Source organism: Nocardioides sp. NPDC127503 (genome assembly GCF_040302165.1).
In the GTDB taxonomy this organism is placed as follows: Bacteria; Actinomycetota; Actinomycetes; order Propionibacteriales; family Nocardioidaceae; genus Nocardioides.
The window spans coordinates 302,408-322,427 of sequence record NZ_JBEORH010000009.1; the positions used below are offsets into that span (position 1 = coordinate 302,408).

The following is a 20,020-nucleotide window of genomic DNA, read 5'->3' on the forward strand; positions in this document are numbered from 1 at the left end:
TTTACAAAAACGTACAGCGAACGGAAAGCGGACCTACGTCAACGACCCGGCCCGTCTACGACTTCGACGTGAAGCAGCTCGACCGGCTCGACAGCGATGCCCTGGGCCCTAACGGGTGTCCAGGCTTTCGCGAGTTTGTTCGGAACCGCTCCGACTGGGCTCGAATGTCGGTGCTCCGGTGTACGATCGCGGCGCTTGCGAGAACAACCCCTAACCAGCCCCTATGCCTCATTCCTCCATGCCGGCCGTCGCCGAGATCCTGCGCCTGCGGGCTCCGTTGAGCCTGCAGGTCCTGCGCGCCGCCCTGAAGGGCAAGCGAGTGCTGCTGACCGAGGATGAGCTGCTCGGCGTGCTGAAGTCGGGCGGCTTCGTCGAGGGGCCGCCGGGACAGTGGAGCCTGGCTCCTGCCACGACCCCGGCGCCCGCACCGGCTCGGTTCAACCAGGCCTCGCTCGCTTCGCGTGTGGGGGTCGAGGGTGACGTACTCGTGAAGGTGCTGGACGCGCTGGTGACCGACCATCCCGAGGTCAACTGGGGTGCGCTGCGGGACCGGCTCGAGTCGGGCGCCGATGTGGCGGTCTCCGACCGCACGCTCGGGCTGCTCGAGGAGGGCGTACGCCGCTTCGAGGTCGCCCGGCTGCGGGCCGAGAAGCAGCAGGCCGAGGAGCGTGCCCGAGAGGCGGAGCGGCGCCGTGAGCTGCAGCAGCTGGCCGAGAGCGAGGTCGCGATGCTGCGCGCCGAGCTCGACGACGAGCGGCGGCGGGCCCATGACGCGGCCCTCGAGCGGGACCGGCTGCGGCAGGAGGCCGAGAAGCTGGTGGCGCTGAAGGAGCAGGAGACCGCCTCGTGGGTGGCCACCGCTGCGGGCGGCTGGATGCTCGACCTCGGCGCGCCGGAGACCTTCGGCGAGGAGAAGCTCCGCCAAGCGCTCGGTCAGCTCGAGTCGGCGCTGGTCGTGCTCAACGTGAGCATCGGTTCGCGGGAGCTCGAGGCGGTCGTGGTGCATCCAGGTGGGGTCGCGGTCATCGAGCAGCACGACATCCCCTCGACCGCCGGCATGGTCGAGGTTCCGGCCTCGGGTGCGGCGTCCGTCGACGGCCGCCCGCTGGAGGTCGCCGATCCGCGTGCCGATGTGCTCTCCGCCGTACGCCTCCTCCAGAAGACCGCTTCGCTCGACCTCGCCTACCTGCCCGTGCTCGCGTTCCAGGGGCCTGCCGAGGCCGAGGGCGAGGACGTGCTCGTCTGCCTCACCGGCGAGGTCGATCTCGCCGTCGACGACATGCTCCACTCCCAGTCGTCGCGGGTCTCGCCGAACGACGCGGTCGCGCTGTTGGCCAAACTAGGCGTCCCCGACCTACCGGAAGCCCCGACAGGCTTCTGACCTCCCGCCGAGACGTCAGTTTCTGAGGCCGAGAGGTCGATCGCTGATGCCGAGAGGTCAGCTTCTGACGGCGAATGGACCATTCGACGCCAAAAATCGACTCTTCGGCGGGGGTCAGATCAGGCCAGCGGCGCGAGCCGCCTCGGCGTACGCGGCGGCCAGGGTCGGGACGGTCTCGTGGGCGTTGAGGCCCGACGGGTTCGGCACGACCCAGAGCTCGGCGCCGGCCAGCGGCTCCGGCTGGAGGCCCTGCTTGGCCTTGGGGCGGTTGAACGCGGTGCGGTAGGCGGTGATCCCGGCGATCGCGACGACGATCGGTTTCCTCCGTGCGACCAGGGAGAACAGCTCGGCACCGCCCTCCTTGAGCTCGGCGTTCGTGAGCTCGGACGCCTTCGCCGTGGCGCGACGGACGATGTTGGTGAAGCCAATGCCCCGGTCCCGGAAGTAGTCGCGGTCCTCCGTCGTCATCCCCGCCGAGGCGTCGATCGGACGGGTGGTGATCCCGGCCCGGAAGATCGCTGGGTAGAAGCGGTTGAGCGGGTGCGCGAAGTGGGTCTGCGTCGCCGCGGTCCACAGACCGGGGTTGATGCCTACGAAGAGGAGGCGCAGGGGCTGGTCGTCTGCGGGAAGGAGGTCGGGGACCGAGGCGCCGTAGTAGGTCTGGAGCTCGGCCTGGGTGAAGCGGGCCACGGCGTGATCCTTCCATCTGCGTAACGACCGACCGTCCGGGGGTGCAACAGCCGAGTGCCGTGGGGAGTATGTGAAATATGCACCCCACGCGTCTTCTCCCACTCGCAGTCGCTGCGACGGCGCTCCTGGTCTCCGCCTGCGGCACCCCCGATGAAGCGACCGACCCGGCCTCGAGCCCGTCGGCGTCGCTGTCCGGGACACCGATGCCGAAGCCGAAGCCGCAGCCCGAGCCGTCTCGCCCGCCCAGCTCGGAGAAGCCCGTACGCGGCTTGGTCTCCGCCGGCGGCGCGGCCGAGGGTGACCTGGAGAAGACCGCGACGCCCCTTCCGGACGAGGCTGCGATCAAGGCGTACGCGGCGACGCTCGGCACCTCGCTGCAGGCATCCTTCACCACCGAGGCGACCAGGTTGCTCGCGCACGTCCCGTCGGGCCAGCGGCTCTATGCCCAGACGGTCTACGACGGCTGCGAGGCCCCGGACCCGGCGACGATCACCGCCGGCACGACCGGCGATGACGTGGTTCTGAGCGTCACCCCGCCGAAGAGCACCAAGATCCAGTGCCTGGTGGCGGAGCGATCGGTCGCGTTGCTGAGCACCGACCTGCCCGTCGGCTAACGTTCCCCGCGTGGGGGAGCCGTGGAACACCTTCGTCGAGGGCGACAACCTCGATGTTCTTCGGGCGCTCTCGGTGGCGGGGGAGAAGTTCGACCTGATCTACATCGACCCGCCCTACAACACCGGCAGCCTCTTCGCCTACCACGACGACCGGCGCGGTGAGGACGGCCGGCGAGCCGGGCGCCACGAGGCCTGGGTCGCCATGATGAGGCCCCGGCTGCAGGCGGCGCGCACCGTCATGTCGGAGCGCGCGGCGATCTACGTCTCCATCGACGACAACGAGGCCGCCCACCTCAAGGTGTTGATGGACGAGGTCTTCGAGGAGCGCAACCAGCTCGCGCAGATCGTGGTCAACCTCAACCCCAAGGGCCGCCAGCTCGGCAACGGGTTCGCGACGTCCCACGAGTACCTGCTGGTCTACGCCAAGGACGCCCGGGCCTGCGCGCTGGAGTCGAGCATCCCGGAGGCCGTCAACGAGCAGGACTTCCCGCTCGTCACCGACGACGGGCGCCACTATCGGCGGCTGCCGCTGCGCAACACGAACAAGAAGTTCAACCCGGCGACCGCCAGGACGCTGCACTTCCCGGTGTGGGGTGACCCGGAGTCCGGTCGCGTCGCGGTCGAGCCGTTCGACGGCGGTCAGGAGATCTGGCCGGTCTTCGGCGACGGTCGCCCGGCGGTCTGGCGGTGGAGTGCCCCGCTGATCGCGGCCCGTCCCGACGACCTGATGTGCCGTCGCGTACGCGGGAAGCTGGGGGAGCGGGTCGACGTCTACCAGCGCGACTGGCTCTCCCGCGACGCCTCCGGTGAGGCGAGGCGCAAGAAGCTCACCACCATCTGGATGGCCGAGGAGATCGGCTCGACCGACTCCGCCGTCGCGGAGCTGAAGTCCCTGGTGGGGCCGCTGTTCGAGTCGCCCAAGCCGACCGGTCTGATCCGGCGGATCCTGGCCACGATGCCGACCGACGCGAGGGTCCTCGACTTCTTCGCCGGCTCCGGCACCACCGGCCACGCGGTCGCGCTGGCCAACGTGGAGGACGGGGCGCGGCGTACGTGCTGGTCGGTGCAGATCGCCGAGACGACCCGGCCCGGCTCGAACGCGGCCAAGGCCGAGATGGCGTACGTCTCCGATGTCACCCGCGCGCGCCTGCGCGCCGTGGTCGCGGCCCACGGGAACGGCGGCGCGGAGGGGTTGGTCGAACGCGACATGGGTGAACTTCTCGAAACATCTGCATCGTGAGGTGGCGACCGGACACCTCCCCACTGCGTGGAAGGCCTGGCAGGATCGCGGCCATGACCCTCAGCGTTCCCCGCCTCCGGATCGGCTCGACCGAGATCATCGCCCTCGCCGACGGCGAGGGCGTGTTCTTCTCCCCGCGTGCCGACGCCTTCCCCAGGGCCACGGCCGCTCAGTGGGCCGAGGTCGACGGCTACGATCCGGACGCGGTCGACACCGAGGGCCGCTGGCGGCTCCAGTTCCGTGCCTACGCGATCCGCGGCGACAAGGGCATCACCGTCGTGGACGCCGGGATCGGTCCGGCCGACGGCCCGGCCGCCTCGTGGGCGCCCGTGCCCGGGGTGCTTCCTCAGTCGCTCGACGCCGCGGGCATCGACCCGGCTGAGGTCGACACCGTGGTGCTCACGCATCTGCACACCGACCACGTCGGTTGGGCGGTCGTGACCGAGGCCAACGGCCACCGACCCTACTTCCCGAACGCTGACTACCTGCTCCAGCGGGCCGAGTACGACGCCATCGACGCGCTCAACCCCCAGCTGCGCGAGACCCTCACCGACCCGCTCGTGGCGGTCGGTCGGCTCCGGCTCCTCGACGGTGACACGCCCCTGCGCGCCGGGCGCGCGGTCGCCACGCCCGGTCATACGCCCGGGCACCAGAGCGTGCTGGTCGCCGAGGGGCGCGAGTTGGCGGTTGTCACCGGCGACCTGCTGGTGCACGCGCTCCAACTGCTCCACCCCGAGCTCGCCTACTCACACGAGATCGATCCCGAGGTGGCCAGGCACTCGAGGGAGCGCATGCTCAGCCGCGACGCCTCCACCACGCTTCACCTGGCGACGCCACATCTGACGGAGCCGTTCATCTCGGTGTGATCGCGCCTCTTGGTGAACTTCTCGAAACATCTGGTAACCGAGTTACACGGGCCGCGTAAAAAGCGGCATCGTCTGGGGGCGACCGAACACCTCACCTCGGGAGACCCCCATGAAACTCCGTGGCCTGTTCATCCTCGCCTGCGGCGCCCTCGTGCCGCTCACGATTCCGGCGGCAGCACACGCCGAGTCCTACTCCCAGCCGCTCTCGACCGCCATCGGTGACCTCTCGGTCGCGACCGAGAACCGCACCGGCTACAGCCGTGACCTCTTCCAGCACTGGATCGACGCCGACGGCGACGGCTGCAGCACCCGCAACGAGGTGCTGATCGCGGAGGCTGAGGAGGCCCCCACGGTCGGCTCCAGCTGCTCGCTGTCCGGCGGCCGCTGGTACTCCTACTACGACGGTCTCTCCTGGACCGCCACCAGCGACATCGACATCGACCACATGGTCCCGCTCGCGGAGGCCTGGGACTCCGGGGCCCGCACCTGGACCTCGACCGAGCGCAAGAACTACGCCAACGACCTCGGCTACTACGGCTCGCTCGTCGGCGTCACCGACAACGAGAACCAGGAGAAGTCCGACGCCGACCCGGCCGAGTGGATGCCCGACCTGCAGAAGTGCCGCTACCTGAAGGAGTACGTCTCGGTGAAGATCCGCTGGCGCCTCTCCGTCGACAGCACCGAGAAGTCCGCTCTCACCAACCTCACCTCCGCCAACGGTTGCGGCAGCCAGTCCGTCTCGGTGACCCTCGCGCGCTGACCCCCGGGCCCCGGCTGCCCTAGGATTCTGCGCATGGCGTTCTCTGCCCCACGGGTCACACGTGAGCAGGTGGAGTCCGACGTACGCCGCCGGTTGGCGCGGCTGAAGTCGAAGCGCTGGCACGTGCTGCAGGCCGCCGGGGCAGCCGGGGCGGCCTGGTTCATCGCGGCCACCCTGCTCGGCCACGCACAACCCGTCTTCGCGCCGATCGCCGCGGTGGTCAGCCTCGGCACCTCCTACGGCCAGCGGCTGAGGAGAGTGACCGAGGTGACCATCGGGGTGGCGCTCGGCGTGTTCCTGGGCGACGTCGTGGTGCAGGTCATCGGCGAGGGTGCCTGGCAGATGACCCTGGTGGTCGCGATGGCCATGGCGGTCGGGATCTTCATCTCCTCGGGGCAGGTCTTCCGCAACCAGGCGGCCGTGCAGTCGATCTTCGTGATGGGGCTGCTGCCGACGCCCGGTGCGGCCTTCACGCGCTGGACCGACGCTCTCATCGGCGGTGCGGTCGCGCTGGTGGCGGCCTCGATCGTGCCCGCCGCACCGCTGCGGCGGCCCGGTGAGCAGGCAGCCGTGGTCGCCAAGAAGATCGCCTCGCTGCTGCGCGCCGCCGGCCAGGTGATGCTCGACGCGGACGCGGTCCACGGGCTCAAGGTCCTCGCCGACGCGCGCGCCACCGACCCGCTGATCCGCGAGCTGCAGGACGCCTCCGACGAGGGCATGTCGGTGCTGGCCGTCTCGCCGTTCCGGTTCCGACATCGCAGCCACGTACATCGGATGGCCGAGCTCGTCGAGCCGCTCGACCGCGCGCTGCGCAGCACCCGGGTGCTGGTGCGGCGCGCGGCGGTGTCGGCCTACCGCGGGGACGTGGTGCCGGAGAGCTACTACCAGCTGGCCTTCGGTCTTGCCGACGCCGTCGATGTCGTCGAGGCCGAGCTCGCCGCGGGCCGCAGCCCGGACGGGCTGAGCCTGGAGGCCAGGTCGGTGCTGCTCGCGGTCGGCGAGCACTCGGCCGAGGTGGAGCGTACGGAATCGCTCAACGCCGAGGTCATCCTCGTGCAGATCAGGTCGATCATCGTCGACCTGCTCGGGGTCACCGGGATGGGGCAGTTCGAGGCGACCGACGCCCTGCCGCCGCTGCCGCCGCGCTGAATGTTCACCGAGGCGATGTCCTGAGCTTGTCGAAGGGTAACTCGGTGAACGCGTACTCACCTCGGGGAACTCCACGAGGGAAGTGACGTCTGACCGAGGTAACTCGGTCAGCATCCGCGCTAGAGCGACCCGCGCAGGTCGCGTACGACGGAGTCGACGACCGCGACCAGGTCGCCCTCGGTCGACGCCGCGATGGCGCGTTGTCGCTGGTAGGAGGCACCCTTGTGGATGATGTCGTGCACCCCGGCGAGCTCCTTCTCGCAGCCCAGGCGCGCGGCGACCGGCTCGAGGCGTACCAGCAGGTCGGCGAGGTCCTCGGTGACCAGCCGCTCCTCGGAGGCGTCGTTGAGGATCACGATCGCGTCCAGGCCGTAGCGGGCGGCGCGCCACTTGTTCTCCTGGACGTGCCAGGGCGGCATCGTCGCGATCGGCTCCCCGGCGGCCACCCGCGAGTCGAGGTCAACACAGAGGCAGTGCGCCAGGGCGGCGATGGCGGCGAGCTCCTGGATCGTGGAGACCCCGTCGCAGATCCGGTTCTCGATGGTGCCGATCCGGGGCGAGGGCCGGATGTCCCAGCGGATCTCGCTGATGTCCTCGATCACGCCGGTGACCGTCTGGTCCGAGACGTACGCCTCGAACTCCTGCCACGTCGCGAACTGGAACGGCAGCCCGGCGGTCGGCAGCTGCTGGAACATCAGCGCCCGGTTGGAGGCATAGCCGGTGTCCATGCCCGCCCAGATCGGTGACGAGGCCGACAGCGCCTGGAAGTGGGGGTAGTAGGTCAGCAGGCCGTTGAGGACCGGCAGCAGCCGGTCTCGCTCCGGCATACCGACGTGCACGTGTACGCCCCAGATCAGCATCTGCCGGCCCCACCACTGGGTGCGGTTGATCAGCTCTTGGTAGCGGTGCCCCGCGGACAGCTCCTGCGTGGTCCAGGACGCGAACGGGTGGGTTCCGGCACCGAAGAGGTCGACGCCGAGATCGTCTCCGGCACGGACCACACCGGTGGTCGTCTCGCGGATCTGGTCCATGGCCTCCTCGACCGTTTCGCAGACCCCGGTGACGACCTCGACGGTGTTGCGCAGCAGCTCCTTGTGGATCCGCCCGGGGTGGGGAACCCGTGCCTTGGCCCGCGCGAAGATGTGGTCGGCGACGTTGACCAAGTCCCGAGTTTCGCGGTCGACGAGCGCGAGCTCCCACTCGACGCCGAGCGTCGGCCGGGGGGAGGGATGGAAGTCGATCCGCATGTATTGAGCGTTCCTTGCACGGGCCCGTTTGTCGAGCATCGTGAATGCCTGTCGGTCACCGGCCCAATGGCACCCTGTGACGGTGGATGCGCGTGAGGTGAACCTGACTCTGGACTTCTGCCTCCGCGTCGGTGAGCTGCTGATCTCGACCGGCGCCGGGGCCGCTGACGTGACTGCGACGATGAGGTCGCTCGCCCAGCATCTGGGCCTTCGCGAGGCCGAGGTCGACGTCACCTACACCAGCCTCTCGATGAGCTATCAGGCCGATCCCGAGGCGATCCCGATCCACACCACCCGCCAGGTCAAGAACCGCACCATCGACTACGACCACCTGACCGCCGTCGACCACCTGGTCCGCCAGGTCGTACGCGACGAGGTGGACCTCCAGGGCGCCCGGATCGCGCTCGGTCGCATCATCTCCGGCGGCCACCGCCGGCCACGCTGGGCGGTGACGCTCGGCATGGCGGTGATGGCCGCCGCGTTCACCGTCTACGTCGGCGGTGAGCTCCGCGTGGTCGTCCTCGCCTTCATCTCCGGCGCGGCGATCGACCAGCTGCAGCACTTCCTCCACCGCCGCTGGCGGCTGCCGCTCTTCTACCTGCAGGTCGCTGGTGCGGGCGTGGCCACGTTGCTCGCGGTCATCGCCGCGGCGCTGCCGCTGGATCTCGACGTCTCCACCTCGATCACCGCCAACATCACCGTCATGCTGGCCGGGATCAGCTTCATGGGTGCCCTCCAGGACGCCCTGACCGGGTTCCATGTCACCGCCAGCGCGCGCATCATGGAGGCGCTCGTCTCCACGGCCGGGATCATCGCCGGGGTCACGGGCGGTCTGGTCTTCGCGGGCGCGGTCGGGGTGCCGATCAGCGGCGCGGTGACGGGAAGCGTCACCTCGCTGCAGTCGATCACCCTTGCCACCGTTGGCGGTGCGGTCGGCGCCGCGGCCTTCGCCTACGCGGCGTACGCGCCCAAGCGGACGCTCGCCCCCATCGCGGTCATCGCGGGCGTCGCCGTGATCCTCTCCATCGTCGTACCCGGCGACGTCGGGCGTACGTGGCGGGTGGCCGTGGCCGCGCTCTTCATCGGTCTGATCGCCTACTCGGTCGCCACCCGGCTGAAGGTGCCGCCGCTGGTCATCGTGGTCTCGTCGGTCGTGCCGTTCCTGCCCGGCTACTCGATCTACCGCGGTCTGACGATGCTCGCCCAAGAGACGCCCACGACCACCTCGGTCGGCCTGGTCGCCCTCTTCACCGCGGCCTCGGTTGCGCTCGCCCTCGCCTCCGGCGTCTATCTGGGCGAATACATCGCCCAGCCGCTCAGTCGCCGGTCGTGGCGGATCGAGACGCGCCTGTCCGGGCCGCGCCTCGTCGGTCCGCTGCGGAAGGACCGGACCACCCCGGTGCCTGCCGCCGACATCGACTCATAGGCCGCTCAGCACCTCGAACCAGCGCTCGGGGGTGGTGTCGTACGGCGCCTGGCTCTCTTTGACCGCGAGGAAGACGCGCTCAGCGGAGTCCTCGGTCATCGAGATGATCTCGGGCGGGTAGCCGTACTCGATCTGGTGGTGCTCGAACTCGTCTTCGTCATCGATGTAGACCGAGCCGTCGAACTTCTTGACCACGTCGAGGTCCAGGTCGATGCAGGTGACCGTCGAGTCCTGCCACATCGGCGGGGTGCACATGTCGACGTAGATCTGCGAGCTGATCTTCCCGTTGGGCCGGTTGAACGCGGGGAAGTGGGCCGCGTCGTGGTGGGGGACCAGGCTGACCGACTCCCAGTCGGCGATCCAGCCCCGCCCCGGGCGGGCGAACTCGGTGCCGACCGGGTGACCGATCCACTCGCCGTGCTCGTCCTCGCCGAGGTAGAGGCCCGTGAAGGACCAATGAGGCCGGCCACCCCACTTCGTGAACTCGACACGAACAGGGTGACCGGCCTCGAAGCGCATGGCGCTCAGTCTAGGGATCAGCCGTTCTTCTTCGGCATCACGTACTTGGCCCCCATCGCGATGAGGTCCTGGTAGCGCGAGCCGGTGAACTTGCCGAAGTTGTGGATCACGTGGGCGTCGAGGCCGACGAGCACGCGGGCCTGCTTCTTCTCGATGCCTTTGACGATGATCTCGGCGGCACGTGCCGGCTCCATCTTGGCGAGCTTCTCGTCGAAGAACTTCGCGGTCGCGGCCTGGTCGTCCTTGGCCGAGACGCGGGCGCTGCGTGCGACCGCGGTCTTGATGCCACCGGGGTGGACCGAGGTGACGCCGACGTTGTGACCGTCGATCAGCATCTCCTCGCGCAGCGCCTCGGTGAAGCCGCGTACGGCGTACTTGGCCGCGTTGTAGAAGGCCTGGTCGGGCATCGAGACGAGCCCGAACAGCGAGGAGATGTTCACGATGTGCGCGTCGCCGGACTCGATCAGGGCCGGCAGGAAGAGCTTCGTGCCGTGCACGACGCCCCACCAGTCGATGCCCATGATCCAGTCGATGTCCTCCCAGTCGAGGTCGTTGACCCGACCCGACAGTGCGACGCCGGCGTTGTTGATCACCACGTTGACCTGGCCGAAGTGGGCGATGACGCCCTCGGCGTACGTCGTGAAGGCCTCGCGGTCGGCGACGTCGAGCTTGTCCGCCTTGATCTCCCGGGCTCCGGCCTGCTTGGCGAGCTCGACGGTCTCGGCCAGACCGGCCTCGTTCACGTCGGAGAGCGCCAGCCGGGCGCGACGGCCGGCGAGGTTGACCGCGAGGGCGCGGCCGATCCCGGAGCCGGCTCCGGTGAGTACGACTACCTTGTCGTCGAAGGACTTCATGCGGGGACACTCTCCTTGGTCGTGGCGGCGGTGACGGCGTACTTGTCGACGTCGAACTTGCTGGTCAGGTGGCGGAACAGGAACGTGAAGCTCGGCCACAGAGTGGTGTTGCGGCCGTGCTCGTCGAGATACCACGACGCGCAGCCGCCCTCCGACCAGACGGTGTTCTCCATCTTGCGCTGCAGGTCGTCGTTCCAGGCGGAGGTGGCGTCCTCGGTGGGTTCGACGGTGGCGTAGGAGTTGGTGCGCATCGTGCGGATCGCGTCGCGGATGTAGGCCACCTGCGACTCGATGATGTAGACCATCGAGGAGTGGCCCAGGCCGGTGTTGGGGCCGACCACGAAGAAGAGGTTGGGGAACTCCGGGACCGTGGTGCCCTTGTAGGCGCTCATCCCGGTCTCCACGAACCGCTCGGCCATGGTGCGGCCCTTGCTGCCGGTGACGGCGTGGGCGATCGGCAGGTCGGTGGTGTAGAAGCCGGTCGCCACGACGAGGACGTCGATCTCGCGGCTGGTGCCGTCCTTGGCGACGATCGCGCTCTCGCTCACCCGGGCGATGCCGTCGGTGATCAGATCGACGTTGTCGGCGGCCAGCGCCGGGTAGTAGGCGTTGGAGATCAGCGTGCGCTTGCAGCCGAGCGTGTAGTCGGGGGTGACCTTGCGGCGCAGCTCGGGGTCCTTGATGCCGCGGCGGATGTTGTTCTTCGCCATCAGCTGGTGGGCCAGGGTGAGCTTGGGCTGCACGGCGAGGCCCAGGACGCGGACCTCGAGGCCCCAGTAGACCGCCGCGCGGGCGAGCCGCTGGACGCCGGGGACGTGGCGGAAGGCGGCCTTCTCGAGCTTGGAGTAGCGGTGCTCGTTGCGGGGGAGGACCCAGGGCGCGGTGCGCTGGTAGACGTCGAGGCGAGCGGCCTTCTTCTGGATCTCGGGGACGATCTGGATCGCGCTGGCGCCGGTGCCGATCACCGCGACGCGCTTGCCGGTGAGGTCGACGTCGTGGTTCCAGTGGGCGGAGTGGAAGATCTCGCCCTGGAAGGTGTCGATGCCCGCGATGTCCGGGAGCTTGGGCTCGGAGAGCGCGCCCGGGCCGGCGATGACGGTGGTCGCTGCGTACGTCTTCTTCCCGGCCTTGCCCTCGGTCTCGACGAGCCAGCGCTGCCGGCTCTCGTCCCAGGTCGCGGCGGTCATCGCGGTGTCGAAGACGAAGCGGTCCAGCGTGCCGGACTGCTCCGCGACCTTGTTGATGTACGCCTCGATCTCCGGCTGGGGAGAGAAGCTCATCGACCAGTCGGGGTTGAGCGCGAAGGAGTAGCTGTAGAGCTGGCTGGGGACGTCGCAGGCGGCACCGGGGTAGGTGTTGTCGCGCCAGGTGCCGCCGACGCCGGAGCCCTTCTCGATGACGACGAAGTCACGCTCGCCGTCCTCCTCGAGCTTGATCGCCGCGCACAGGCCTCCGAAGCCGGCACCGACGATCAGGTGGTCGACAGGGGTGAGGTCAGCAGTGGTCATACCGAGAGTATTCTTGCCTATTGAACAGATGTCAATAGAATGGTCGGCATGAGCCAACGGACGAGACTGACGCCCGAGCAGCGCCGCGAGCAGCTGCTCGATCTGGGCATTCGCCTCTTCGCGAACCACTCCCTCGACGAGATATCGATCGACGTGGTGGCGCGTGAGGCCGGCATCTCGCGCGGGCTCCTCTACCACTACTTCGGCGACAAGATGGCCTTCCGCGAGGCGGTCGTACGCCGCGCCGCCGACGCGCTCGTCGCCCAGACCGCCCCGCCGGAGACGGGTGAGCCGGTCGAGCGCCTGCTGGCGTCGATGACCGCCTACGTCGACTTCGTCGACGCCAACTACGAGGGGTACGTCTCGATGGTCCGCGGCGCCGCCAGCGACCCGGTCCTGCGCCAGATCTACGACGAGGCCTTCGGTGCTCTGGGGGCCCGGATCTTCAAGGCTGATGTCGACTTCGTCGTCGACACCCCGGCTGCCCGCCTGATCGTCAGGGGCTGGCAGGCGATGTCCGAGGAGCTGGTGCTCTCCTGGAAGGCCGATCCCGCCGGGCTGTCGCGCGAGGATCTGCTGCGGATGCTGGCGGGGTCGTTGCCGGTGCTGCTGGAGCTGCTGCCCGGGGCGGGTCCGGGCGAGCTGTAACACGTCGTTCGTAGCACTATCCGGTCGCTCCGAACGGGCGAGTAGTGCTGCGAACGACGTGTTACACGGGTGCGCATACACCCCGGTGGGTGTTCGCTATGCTCCGCTGGCCAGGCTCCGGGAGTGCCCGTGAGCCGGTTGAACTCGAGGAGTCCCCCATGTCTTGGATTTCCGCCGCTCGAGGTGCGCGCAAGATGCGTCTCGTCGGTGCGGTGGCACTGGTTTCGGCCGTGCTCACCCCGGTCGCAACCAGTGCCCCGAGCGCGTCCGCCGATACGGCGCCGCCGTCGATCGCCTCCACCTCGTACCCGAAGTTCGTCGAGTCCTCTTCGATGCGCTGGCGTGGCACGCACTGGAGCGCGACTCCGTCCTTCCGGTGGACGCCGACGACCACGGCAGGCGTCGCGAAGTACCAGGTGCAGACCTGGCACGGGAAGCGGCGGGGATCGATGGTCGGCATGGACTCCATGGGTTCTGGCTACCAGTCGAGGATCGCCAACTACCCGGCTTCGCGCACCTCGGTCGCCGGGCACATCTACTCCGGCGATCAGGTCTGCCGCCGCGTACGGGCCGTCAACAGTGCTGGGACTGTCGGCCGGTGGTCGGGATGGAAGTGCAGCTACGCGCCGCTCGGCACCGAGGAGTTCGTGCCGGGATACGGCTTCGACAACGGTGTCTTCGACTACTACGCGAGGAACAACGGGGCGTCGAACAATCCGATTCGGTCCGCGAGCTACCTCGCCAAGGGCGTGCGGGTGAAGGTGCGCACCGGCCCGAAGTACGGCAAGGCGCGGATCCTCATCGGTTCGACGCTGCTCGGCACGGTCAGCGGCTATGCGAGCAAGTCCGGCTACAAGGTCGTCACGCTGCAGAAGTCCGCCAACCTGACCGGCGCGATCAAGGTCCGGGCGATCTCCGACGACTCCCGACCGTTCAGGTTCGTCGGTCTGTGGGCGCTGCGGTCGACGGCCCCACTGGGGTCGAGCAGGGTGGTCACCCGGCAGTCGCCTAGCGAGCTGTGGCCGGTCACCGACCCGGTGGAGAGCTCCGACACCACGCGCCCGAAGATGATCGGCTTCTCGCTGTCTCCGACGTTCCCGACAACCCGGAACAGCAACGGCTTCTACAGCGTGAAGGCGTCGTGGAGAGGCAGTGACAACGTCAAGGTCACCGGCTACGAGGTTGCGACCAAGCACGGCGGCTCGACCTCCTACTACGACGGCGGCTCGGGTGCGACGACGAGCACGTCGATGCCGGTCATCGTCGACTGGGCCGGCTCGGCAACCTGCCACCGGGTCCGGGCGTTCGACGCGGCCGGAAACTTCTCGCCGTGGACGAGCTGGAAGTGCTCGCATGCGCCGCTGATGCCGATGACCGACTGGACCGCGAGCGCCGGTCCTGCGGTGGCAGGCAAGGCCTGGACGTCGGTGCGCATGCTCGACGACTACTACCACCGGCCGGCACGTACCAAAGATCGCTACTCGGCCAAGAAGCTGCGGATCCAATACCGAGTCGGCCCGAGGTGGGGTCGGGCGAAGGTCTATGTCAGTGGGACGTACTTCGGCACCATCAACGCCTACTCCTCCACGGTAGGGACCAAGTGGGTCACTCTCACCGCGACGCGTGAGGCGCACGAGCGGATCCGCTTCGTCCCGGTCACGACGAAGGACGTCCTCATCGGCAAGGTGTTCGTCATCCCCGACCCCGCGAAGAACCTGCCGCCGGCGCCGACCCGCGGCTGACCTGCTGTTACACCCCCGCTGCCCGTGCCGACCATCGCCAGGAGCCGGTCACCCCAGGACCGGCACGCAGATGACGGCCTGACAAAGGGAGGCCCGAGCTGGAACCACTTCGGGCCTCCCGGACATAGAGGGTGCGTGAGAGGTAGTGAGTCGCAGAGCTTCGGGCTCGTGGTGACGGAGAACGACAGCGGTCTGGCGGAGCGTCTGCGCCGGGGCGACCACGAGGCGATGGCGGAGCTGTTCGGGCGCTATGCGGACCCGGTCTACAACTTCTGCTTCCGCCGCGTGGCTTCCTGGAACCTCGCCGAGGACGTGATGTCCCAGGCGTTCCTGGAGGTCTGGCGGGTGCGGGACCGGGCGGTGGCCTACGACGGCTCGCTGATGCCGTGGCTCTACACGGTCGCCGAGAACGTCTGCCGCAACGCCACCCGTGGTGCCCGCCGGCAGAACGCGCTGGCGGGCAGGCTGCAGCTGGTGCGGTTCGACGACGCCGAGGATCACGCGGACGGAGTCGTACGCCGCCTCGACGAGGAGCGTCGGATGTCCGAGCTCCTCGTGGCTGTCGACCGGCTCGGCCGCAAGGACCGTCAGATCCTGATGCTCATCGCCTGGGACGGCCTCTCGTATCTGCAAGTTGCCCAGGCTCTCGACATCCCTGTCGGGACCGTACGCAGCCGGCTCTCCCGCGCACGCAAGCGGGTCGCCGCGCTCATGGGTGAGGGGGAGAAGTGATGACCGGAATTCCTGAACGCAGGCTGCGGCCCCACGTGAAGGCGCGGCGAGAGGCGGAACTGATGCAGGCGATCTCGCAGGAGAGTCGTACGAAGAAGTGGATGGTGCCCGTCGCGGCTGCCGCAGCGGTGGCGGTCGTGGCGACCGGGGGTGTCGTGGTCGCCCAGAGAACGTCGTTGCTGAGCGGTGACAAGCAGATCGCAGGTCCGCTGGAGATGTCGGGGAAGCCGTCGCCGGTGCCCGACCGGGTGGTTGCGCCGGTGAAGGTCCCTGGGGGCGACGGCAGGGGGCTGTGGCCCGCGGCCTTCAACGGGAACGGAGTCGGGTGGTCTCGCGACGTCCCGGTGCTTCAGGAGTACCGAGACGTCCTCGCCGAGTACCTGGATCCCACCGGAGAGCATCTCGAGAAGACCGTCTCCAACATGCAGGGCAGCTACGCCGGCAGCGGGCGCACCATCGGTACGAAGCTGGGGTGGACCGTCGAAGGCGAGGACGGTCTCGGGATGGTTCAGCTGGCAGTCGGGCTCGATTGGGATGGAGCCGGCCTCCTGTGCGAGGACCCCGGTTGGACCTGCGAGGACGCCGACCGCCCGGGGGTGAAGGTGGCGAGAATCGCGACGCACGACGGTGCGCGAACCTATGCCGTCGAGCGATCCGACGGGACGGTCGTCGCGATCACGCTCGACTCGCTGTTCGGCAACAACTCGTCGATCCCCGTCTCCGGTGTCGACCTCGGGGAGAAGGAGGTCATGGCGGCCGCAGCCGACCCCCGGCTGGTCGTACCGGAGCTGGATCTGCCGCCTGAGGTCGACGCCAAGGAGCTGGGCAGGACCGCTTTGAAGGTGCTGGTCCCGCCCGGAACCCCGGCGAAGTCGTACGACGGCATGCCGATGCGTTTCGACCACGAGGCGTACGTCGTTCTGACCGACGTCAAGAAGGACACGTCGGACGGCTCCTCCAGCGGGGAGCCGGGAACTGTCGACGTGCGGCTGGAGGAGACGCTCAACCCGATCCAGATGGACAAGGCGTGCGCCCGCGCCGACTACAAGCGCTGCATCATCCGCACCGTCGATGGCAGCGAGGTCTTCATCGGACTCGGCAAGAAGCGCCGCTGGATGGGCAAGCCCGCTGACCCGGTGAACCTCGTCGTCTTCCAGGGTCCCGTCTACACCGTCAGCGTGTACGGCGACGGCGCGATCCCGGTGGACCGCGCTGTCGACTTCGTACTCGATCAGACATGGCAGCCGAAGGGCTGAGCGTCAGGCGTCGCTGACGGCGACCCGCGAACAGCCCCGCGACCCCAACCGATCGGCAACCGGCTACGTCAATAGGGCGTCGGGGGTTGGAATCGGAGGAGGAGAGACGTTGAGCAGGGACGAGGAGTTCACCGCCTACGTCAGGGACAGACGCGCGCATCTGTACCGCGCGGCTTACCTGCTGTGCGGTGACGAGCATCGCGCCGAGGACATCGTGCAGCTGACGCTGTCGAAGGTGTACGCGGCATGGCGAAAGGTGCGGAAGGCCGACAGCGTCGATGCCTACGTACGCCGCGTGCTGATCAACAGCCACCTGGACGAGGGCCGCCGCCCGTGGCGGCACGAGCGCGCCGGAGAGATCACGGACCGACCGGCACCGGTCGGCCTCGGCGCCGAGGAGCTCGATGAGCTCTGGACGGCGCTGCGATCCCTTCCCGCAGGTCAGCGTCGAGTTGTGGTGCTCCGGCATTACTGGGGTCTGTCGGTCGAGGAGACCGCTGCCGACCTCGGCATCAGCACCGGGACGGTCAAGAGCCAGACCTCGGTCGCTCTGGCCAACCTTCGCCATGCCCTCCGTCCCGGCCATGCTTCCCCCGATGCTGCCCGAGGAGGCCGGCGATGAACACCTTCGACGACGACACCCTGCTGACCGAGCGCCTCCACCGCATCGGCGTCACTGCTCCGGTCCCACGCGCGGACCCCTTAGAGGACGTACGCCGCGGCCGCCGACGCGTGCTCCGGGCCCGCCTGGTCGCCACCGCCGGGACCGTCCTGGCGGTCGGGATCATCGGCATCGCCGGGGTGGCGCTCCGGCCTGTCATCGCGGACCGGGCCACCGATCCGGCAGGGTCTCCGACCGCCACGTCGACGTCGTCGGTGCGCAGGGCCGAGTCGGTCGCGCAGGTGCTGCCCAGCGCCATCGGCCTGGCGATCGACGTGACCTTCGAGCGCGACGGCGCCGAGGCGGGCGTCCCCGGCGTCGTGATGAAGCCGTTGCAGGCGCAAACCGATGAGGCCATCACGACCTGGACCGCGAAGGCCGAGCAGATCGACGTCGGAGAGGACCAGGCGCTCGCGGATGCCATCTCCGACGTCCGGCGGTCGGTGGACGCCCTGCCGGAGACGCGCTCCAAGATCCGTACGCAGGAGACTCTGCTGGAGGGGATGCTCGCCTACACGGCACTGTCCAACCAGCTCCTCGAGATCGGGACGCTGGTGCCACGGGTCGGTGACGCCGAGATCGACGCCGAGATCGAGGCGCTCGGTCGCGTGCACCTGATGTTCGAGTCGTTCAACACGGAGCGGGCCATCATGATGAAGGCGCTCGCCAAGCGCCAGGTCGCACAGGCTCAGGGAGGTGCGCTCGATGAGCCTCTCAGCAACGTGGAGCTCGTTGAGCTCGCTAGGGCGGAGGCCACCTGGCGCCGATCGCTCGCGGACTTCTACACCGCGACCTCGGAGCGACAGCGCGAGACCCTCGACCAGATCACCTACAACACCGCGACTGACGGGGCCATCGGGGTTCCCGCGCACCGGGCGGTCAACATGGTCCTGTCCACCGGCAGCCTGGACCGGGTCACGATCACGCCGGACGCGTATACGGCGTCCCGCACCGAGCTGATCCGCGGGCTGCAGGAGCTGTTCGTCGCTGCGGTGAACGAGATCATCGACGATCTCGCTTCGGTCGACTGACTCGGAATCCTCTGATCTGCAAGTGCGACGGGACGTTCTCGTCGGTCGACCGAGTGGTAACCGACAAGAACGTCCCGTCGTAGAGCTGGTGCTGTCGTGGAAGGCGGCTCCGGCGAGTCTGTCGCGCGAAGACCCGTCTGGGCCTGCTGGCGGGTTCGCTGCCGACTCTCCTCGACACTCTTCCCTGAGTGGCTCAGGCCGTGAAGCCCGCAGTGGCCATCGCGGCGGCGCGGAGAAGTCGGTCGGCCGTCGGTCGGTCGGAGGCCGATGGCGCCATCCCGACGGCCAGTGCGGCGCCGAAGGCCGCGCCGACCATCGCGTGCGCTGTCTCCTCATCGAGGCTGTCGGCGTACGCGTTCTTGAGGGCGTCGGCCAAGACATGCTGGGTCGTGAGGGCCCTGTCGACGAAGGTTGCCCGCAGGGAGGGGACTGCCGTCGCCAATGCGAGGCGGGTGGCCTCCAGCGAGGTGCCCGGCTCGCGGGTCGTGCCCGCAGCTGCGTCGATCATCGCTCGCAGCGCCCGAGAGAGGCATTCAGCCGGCGGCTCGCCGGATGGCCGATCGCGTACTGCCAGCACGCCGACCTCGGCGATCGCTGGCCCGTCGGTGAAGACGAGCGAGTCCTTCGTCGGGAAGTAGTTGAAGAGGGTGGCCGGAGAGACCTCGGCCGCCGCCGCGATCTGGCTGGTGGTGGTCTGGTCATAGCCCTGTTCGGTGAAGAGCTGGTAGGCGACCTCGACGAGTCGGCGTCGAGTCCGTTCCTTCTTGGTGTCGCGGAGTCCCATAGCGGCTGATCCTAGACTGACATTAATTTTAGAGTTACTCTAAAATTATGATCGACGCCTTCCTCGACCGACTCGGAGAAACGCGGCCCGTCGGGCCGAACCTGGCCTGCCTGCGGAACCTGCATCGTGCGTGGCGCGAGCACGTGCCGTACGAGAATCTCGACGTCCAGCTCGGTCGGCCGGTCCGTCTCGATCCGGAAGCGCTGCTCGACAAGATCGTCGTGCGCGGCCGGGGTGGCTACTGCTACGAGCAGAATGGCGCCCTCGCCCTGTTGCTCGAAGCAGTCGGGTTCGAGGTGACGATGGTCGAGGCCGGCGTCATGCGCGACCAGCGCGGTGATGGGCAGTGGGGCAATCACAACGCGCTGTTGGTGACGATCGATGGAGAGACGTGGCTGGCCGATGCGGGGATCGGGGACGGGTTCCTCGAGCCGTTGCCGCTGCGCGAGATGGCCTGTGACCAGGACGGTCTCGTCTACCGCATCGAGCGACTGGACCATACGACCTGGCGGGTGCATCACCATCCAGGCGGCACCGTCAGCAGCTACGACCTGCGAACCGAGGCGCGTGCGCTGAGCGACTTCGCCGCGCGGTCCCGGGAGCTCACGACGTCCCCGTCCTCGCCGTACGTGACCACGCTGATGGCCGCACGGCCTGTCGGTGGCGCGACCGCTCTGCTGCTGTCGCGGACTGTGCGCCATATCGGGGTCACCCGCGGCGAGCCGCGAACCCTGGCGGGCCGCGATGAGTTCGCGGAGGTTCTGGCGCGAGACTTCCTCGTGCCTCTCGACGATCTCGGCGAGAGCGGGGTGGACGAACTGTGGGAGGCAGCCGGTCACCAAGACGATCTGTGGCGTACGAGGATCCGGCGTTGACGGCGTCCCCTGGGGGGGGGGGGGGGGGGACGGACGG

20 protein-coding genes are annotated in these 20,020 nt (G+C 68.7%); 14 read left to right on the top strand and 6 right to left on the bottom strand.

Annotated features, from left to right (window positions below):
* Positions 1-223: 223 nt before the first annotated feature.
* Entirely contained in the window at positions 224-1,381 is a 1,158-nt protein-coding gene (locus ABTW65_RS21230) for a hypothetical protein (RefSeq protein WP_350663726.1), read from the top strand.
* A 114-nt stretch (positions 1,382-1,495) separates the two neighbouring features.
* On the opposite strand, the gene ABTW65_RS21235 is transcribed toward ABTW65_RS21230, so the two are convergent.
* Positions 1,496-2,071: a mismatch-specific DNA-glycosylase gene (locus ABTW65_RS21235; RefSeq protein WP_350663728.1), complete on the bottom strand. Its 576-nt coding sequence runs from the start codon at positions 2,069-2,071 to the stop codon at positions 1,496-1,498.
* Positions 2,072-2,148: 77 nt separating this feature from the next.
* Between ABTW65_RS21235 and ABTW65_RS21240 the strand changes: the two genes are divergently transcribed.
* The 5 genes from ABTW65_RS21240 (at position 2,149) to ABTW65_RS21260 (ending at position 6,700) form a co-directional block, all read left to right on the top strand.
* Positions 2,149-2,685 carry a hypothetical protein gene (locus ABTW65_RS21240; RefSeq protein WP_350663730.1) on the top strand — a complete coding sequence of 179 codons (537 nt, stop codon included), beginning with the start codon at positions 2,149-2,151 and terminating at the stop codon, positions 2,683-2,685.
* 10 nt (positions 2,686-2,695) lie between these two features.
* A complete protein-coding gene (locus ABTW65_RS21245; RefSeq protein WP_350663732.1) occupies positions 2,696-3,925 on the top strand; it encodes a site-specific DNA-methyltransferase in 1,230 nt (409 codons plus the stop codon).
* Positions 3,926-3,978: 53 nt separating this feature from the next.
* Positions 3,979-4,791, top strand: coding sequence for an MBL fold metallo-hydrolase (locus tag ABTW65_RS21250; protein WP_350663735.1), 813 nt, complete (start codon positions 3,979-3,981; stop codon positions 4,789-4,791).
* A gap of 109 nt (positions 4,792-4,900) precedes the next feature.
* Entirely contained in the window at positions 4,901-5,551 is a 651-nt protein-coding gene (locus tag ABTW65_RS21255) for an HNH endonuclease family protein (RefSeq protein ID WP_350663736.1), read from the top strand.
* A gap of 33 nt (positions 5,552-5,584) precedes the next feature.
* Positions 5,585-6,700, top strand: a complete 1,116-nt coding sequence (locus ABTW65_RS21260; protein WP_350663737.1) for an FUSC family protein — start codon at positions 5,585-5,587, stop codon at positions 6,698-6,700.
* Positions 6,701-6,819: 119 nt separating this feature from the next.
* Here the strand turns inward: ABTW65_RS21260 and ABTW65_RS21265 are convergent, their stop codons facing one another.
* Positions 6,820-7,947, bottom strand: coding sequence for a glutamate--cysteine ligase (locus ABTW65_RS21265; protein ID WP_350663738.1), 1,128 nt, complete (start codon positions 7,945-7,947; stop codon positions 6,820-6,822).
* Positions 7,948-8,029: 82 nt separating this feature from the next.
* Between ABTW65_RS21265 and ABTW65_RS21270 the strand changes: the two genes are divergently transcribed.
* Complete coding sequence (locus tag ABTW65_RS21270) at positions 8,030-9,373, top strand: threonine/serine exporter family protein (RefSeq protein WP_350663740.1); 1,344 nt, start codon at positions 8,030-8,032, stop codon at positions 9,371-9,373.
* Here the strand turns inward: ABTW65_RS21270 and ABTW65_RS21275 are convergent.
* Genes ABTW65_RS21275 through ABTW65_RS21285 form a run of 3 tightly spaced genes read right to left on the bottom strand, consistent with a single transcriptional unit; the run spans position 9,368 to position 12,254 of the window.
* Positions 9,368-9,892, bottom strand: coding sequence for a DUF402 domain-containing protein (locus ABTW65_RS21275; RefSeq protein ID WP_350663742.1), 525 nt, complete (start codon positions 9,890-9,892; stop codon positions 9,368-9,370). The two genes, ABTW65_RS21270 and ABTW65_RS21275, sit on opposite strands and share 6 nt — an antisense overlap.
* Before the next feature lie 17 nt (positions 9,893-9,909).
* Positions 9,910-10,746 carry an SDR family NAD(P)-dependent oxidoreductase gene (locus ABTW65_RS21280; RefSeq protein WP_350663744.1) on the bottom strand — a complete coding sequence of 279 codons (837 nt, stop codon included), beginning with the start codon at positions 10,744-10,746 and terminating at the stop codon, positions 9,910-9,912.
* Positions 10,743-12,254: a flavin-containing monooxygenase gene (locus tag ABTW65_RS21285; protein WP_350663745.1), complete on the bottom strand. Its 1,512-nt coding sequence runs from the start codon at positions 12,252-12,254 to the stop codon at positions 10,743-10,745. Before ABTW65_RS21285 ends, ABTW65_RS21280 begins: the two co-directional genes overlap by 4 nt.
* Before the next feature lie 48 nt (positions 12,255-12,302).
* On the opposite strand from ABTW65_RS21285, the gene ABTW65_RS21290 reads away from it, so the two are divergent.
* The 6 genes from ABTW65_RS21290 (at position 12,303) to ABTW65_RS21315 (ending at position 18,324) form a co-directional block, all read left to right on the top strand.
* The gene (locus ABTW65_RS21290) at positions 12,303-12,902 is read left to right on the top strand and encodes a TetR/AcrR family transcriptional regulator (protein WP_350663747.1); all 600 of its coding nucleotides are present in this window, start codon (positions 12,303-12,305) and stop codon (positions 12,900-12,902) included.
* 158 nt (positions 12,903-13,060) lie between these two features.
* A complete protein-coding gene (locus ABTW65_RS21295; protein WP_350663749.1) occupies positions 13,061-14,644 on the top strand; it encodes a hypothetical protein in 1,584 nt (527 codons plus the stop codon).
* A 135-nt stretch (positions 14,645-14,779) separates the two neighbouring features.
* Positions 14,780-15,376 (top strand): RNA polymerase sigma factor, encoded by a 597-nt coding sequence (locus ABTW65_RS21300; RefSeq protein ID WP_350663752.1) that lies wholly within the window; start codon positions 14,780-14,782, stop codon positions 15,374-15,376.
* A complete protein-coding gene (locus tag ABTW65_RS21305; protein WP_350663754.1) occupies positions 15,376-16,632 on the top strand; it encodes a hypothetical protein in 1,257 nt (418 codons plus the stop codon). Before ABTW65_RS21300 ends, ABTW65_RS21305 begins: the two co-directional genes overlap by 1 nt.
* A gap of 109 nt (positions 16,633-16,741) precedes the next feature.
* A complete protein-coding gene (locus tag ABTW65_RS21310) occupies positions 16,742-17,254 on the top strand; it encodes a SigE family RNA polymerase sigma factor (protein WP_350663756.1) in 513 nt (170 codons plus the stop codon).
* Entirely contained in the window at positions 17,251-18,324 is a 1,074-nt protein-coding gene (locus tag ABTW65_RS21315; RefSeq protein WP_350663758.1) for a nitrate- and nitrite sensing domain-containing protein, read from the top strand. The genes ABTW65_RS21310 and ABTW65_RS21315 overlap by 4 nt, the downstream gene beginning before the upstream one ends.
* Positions 18,325-18,517: 193 nt before the next feature.
* Here ABTW65_RS21315 and ABTW65_RS21320 read toward each other — a convergent pair whose 3' ends face one another.
* A complete protein-coding gene (locus ABTW65_RS21320) occupies positions 18,518-19,108 on the bottom strand; it encodes a TetR/AcrR family transcriptional regulator (RefSeq protein ID WP_350663760.1) in 591 nt (196 codons plus the stop codon).
* A gap of 47 nt (positions 19,109-19,155) precedes the next feature.
* Here ABTW65_RS21320 and ABTW65_RS21325 point away from each other — a divergent pair, with 47 nt between their 5' ends.
* Positions 19,156-19,983 carry an arylamine N-acetyltransferase family protein gene (locus ABTW65_RS21325; protein ID WP_350663762.1) on the top strand — a complete coding sequence of 276 codons (828 nt, stop codon included), beginning with the start codon at positions 19,156-19,158 and terminating at the stop codon, positions 19,981-19,983.
* Positions 19,984-20,020 lie beyond the last annotated feature (37 nt).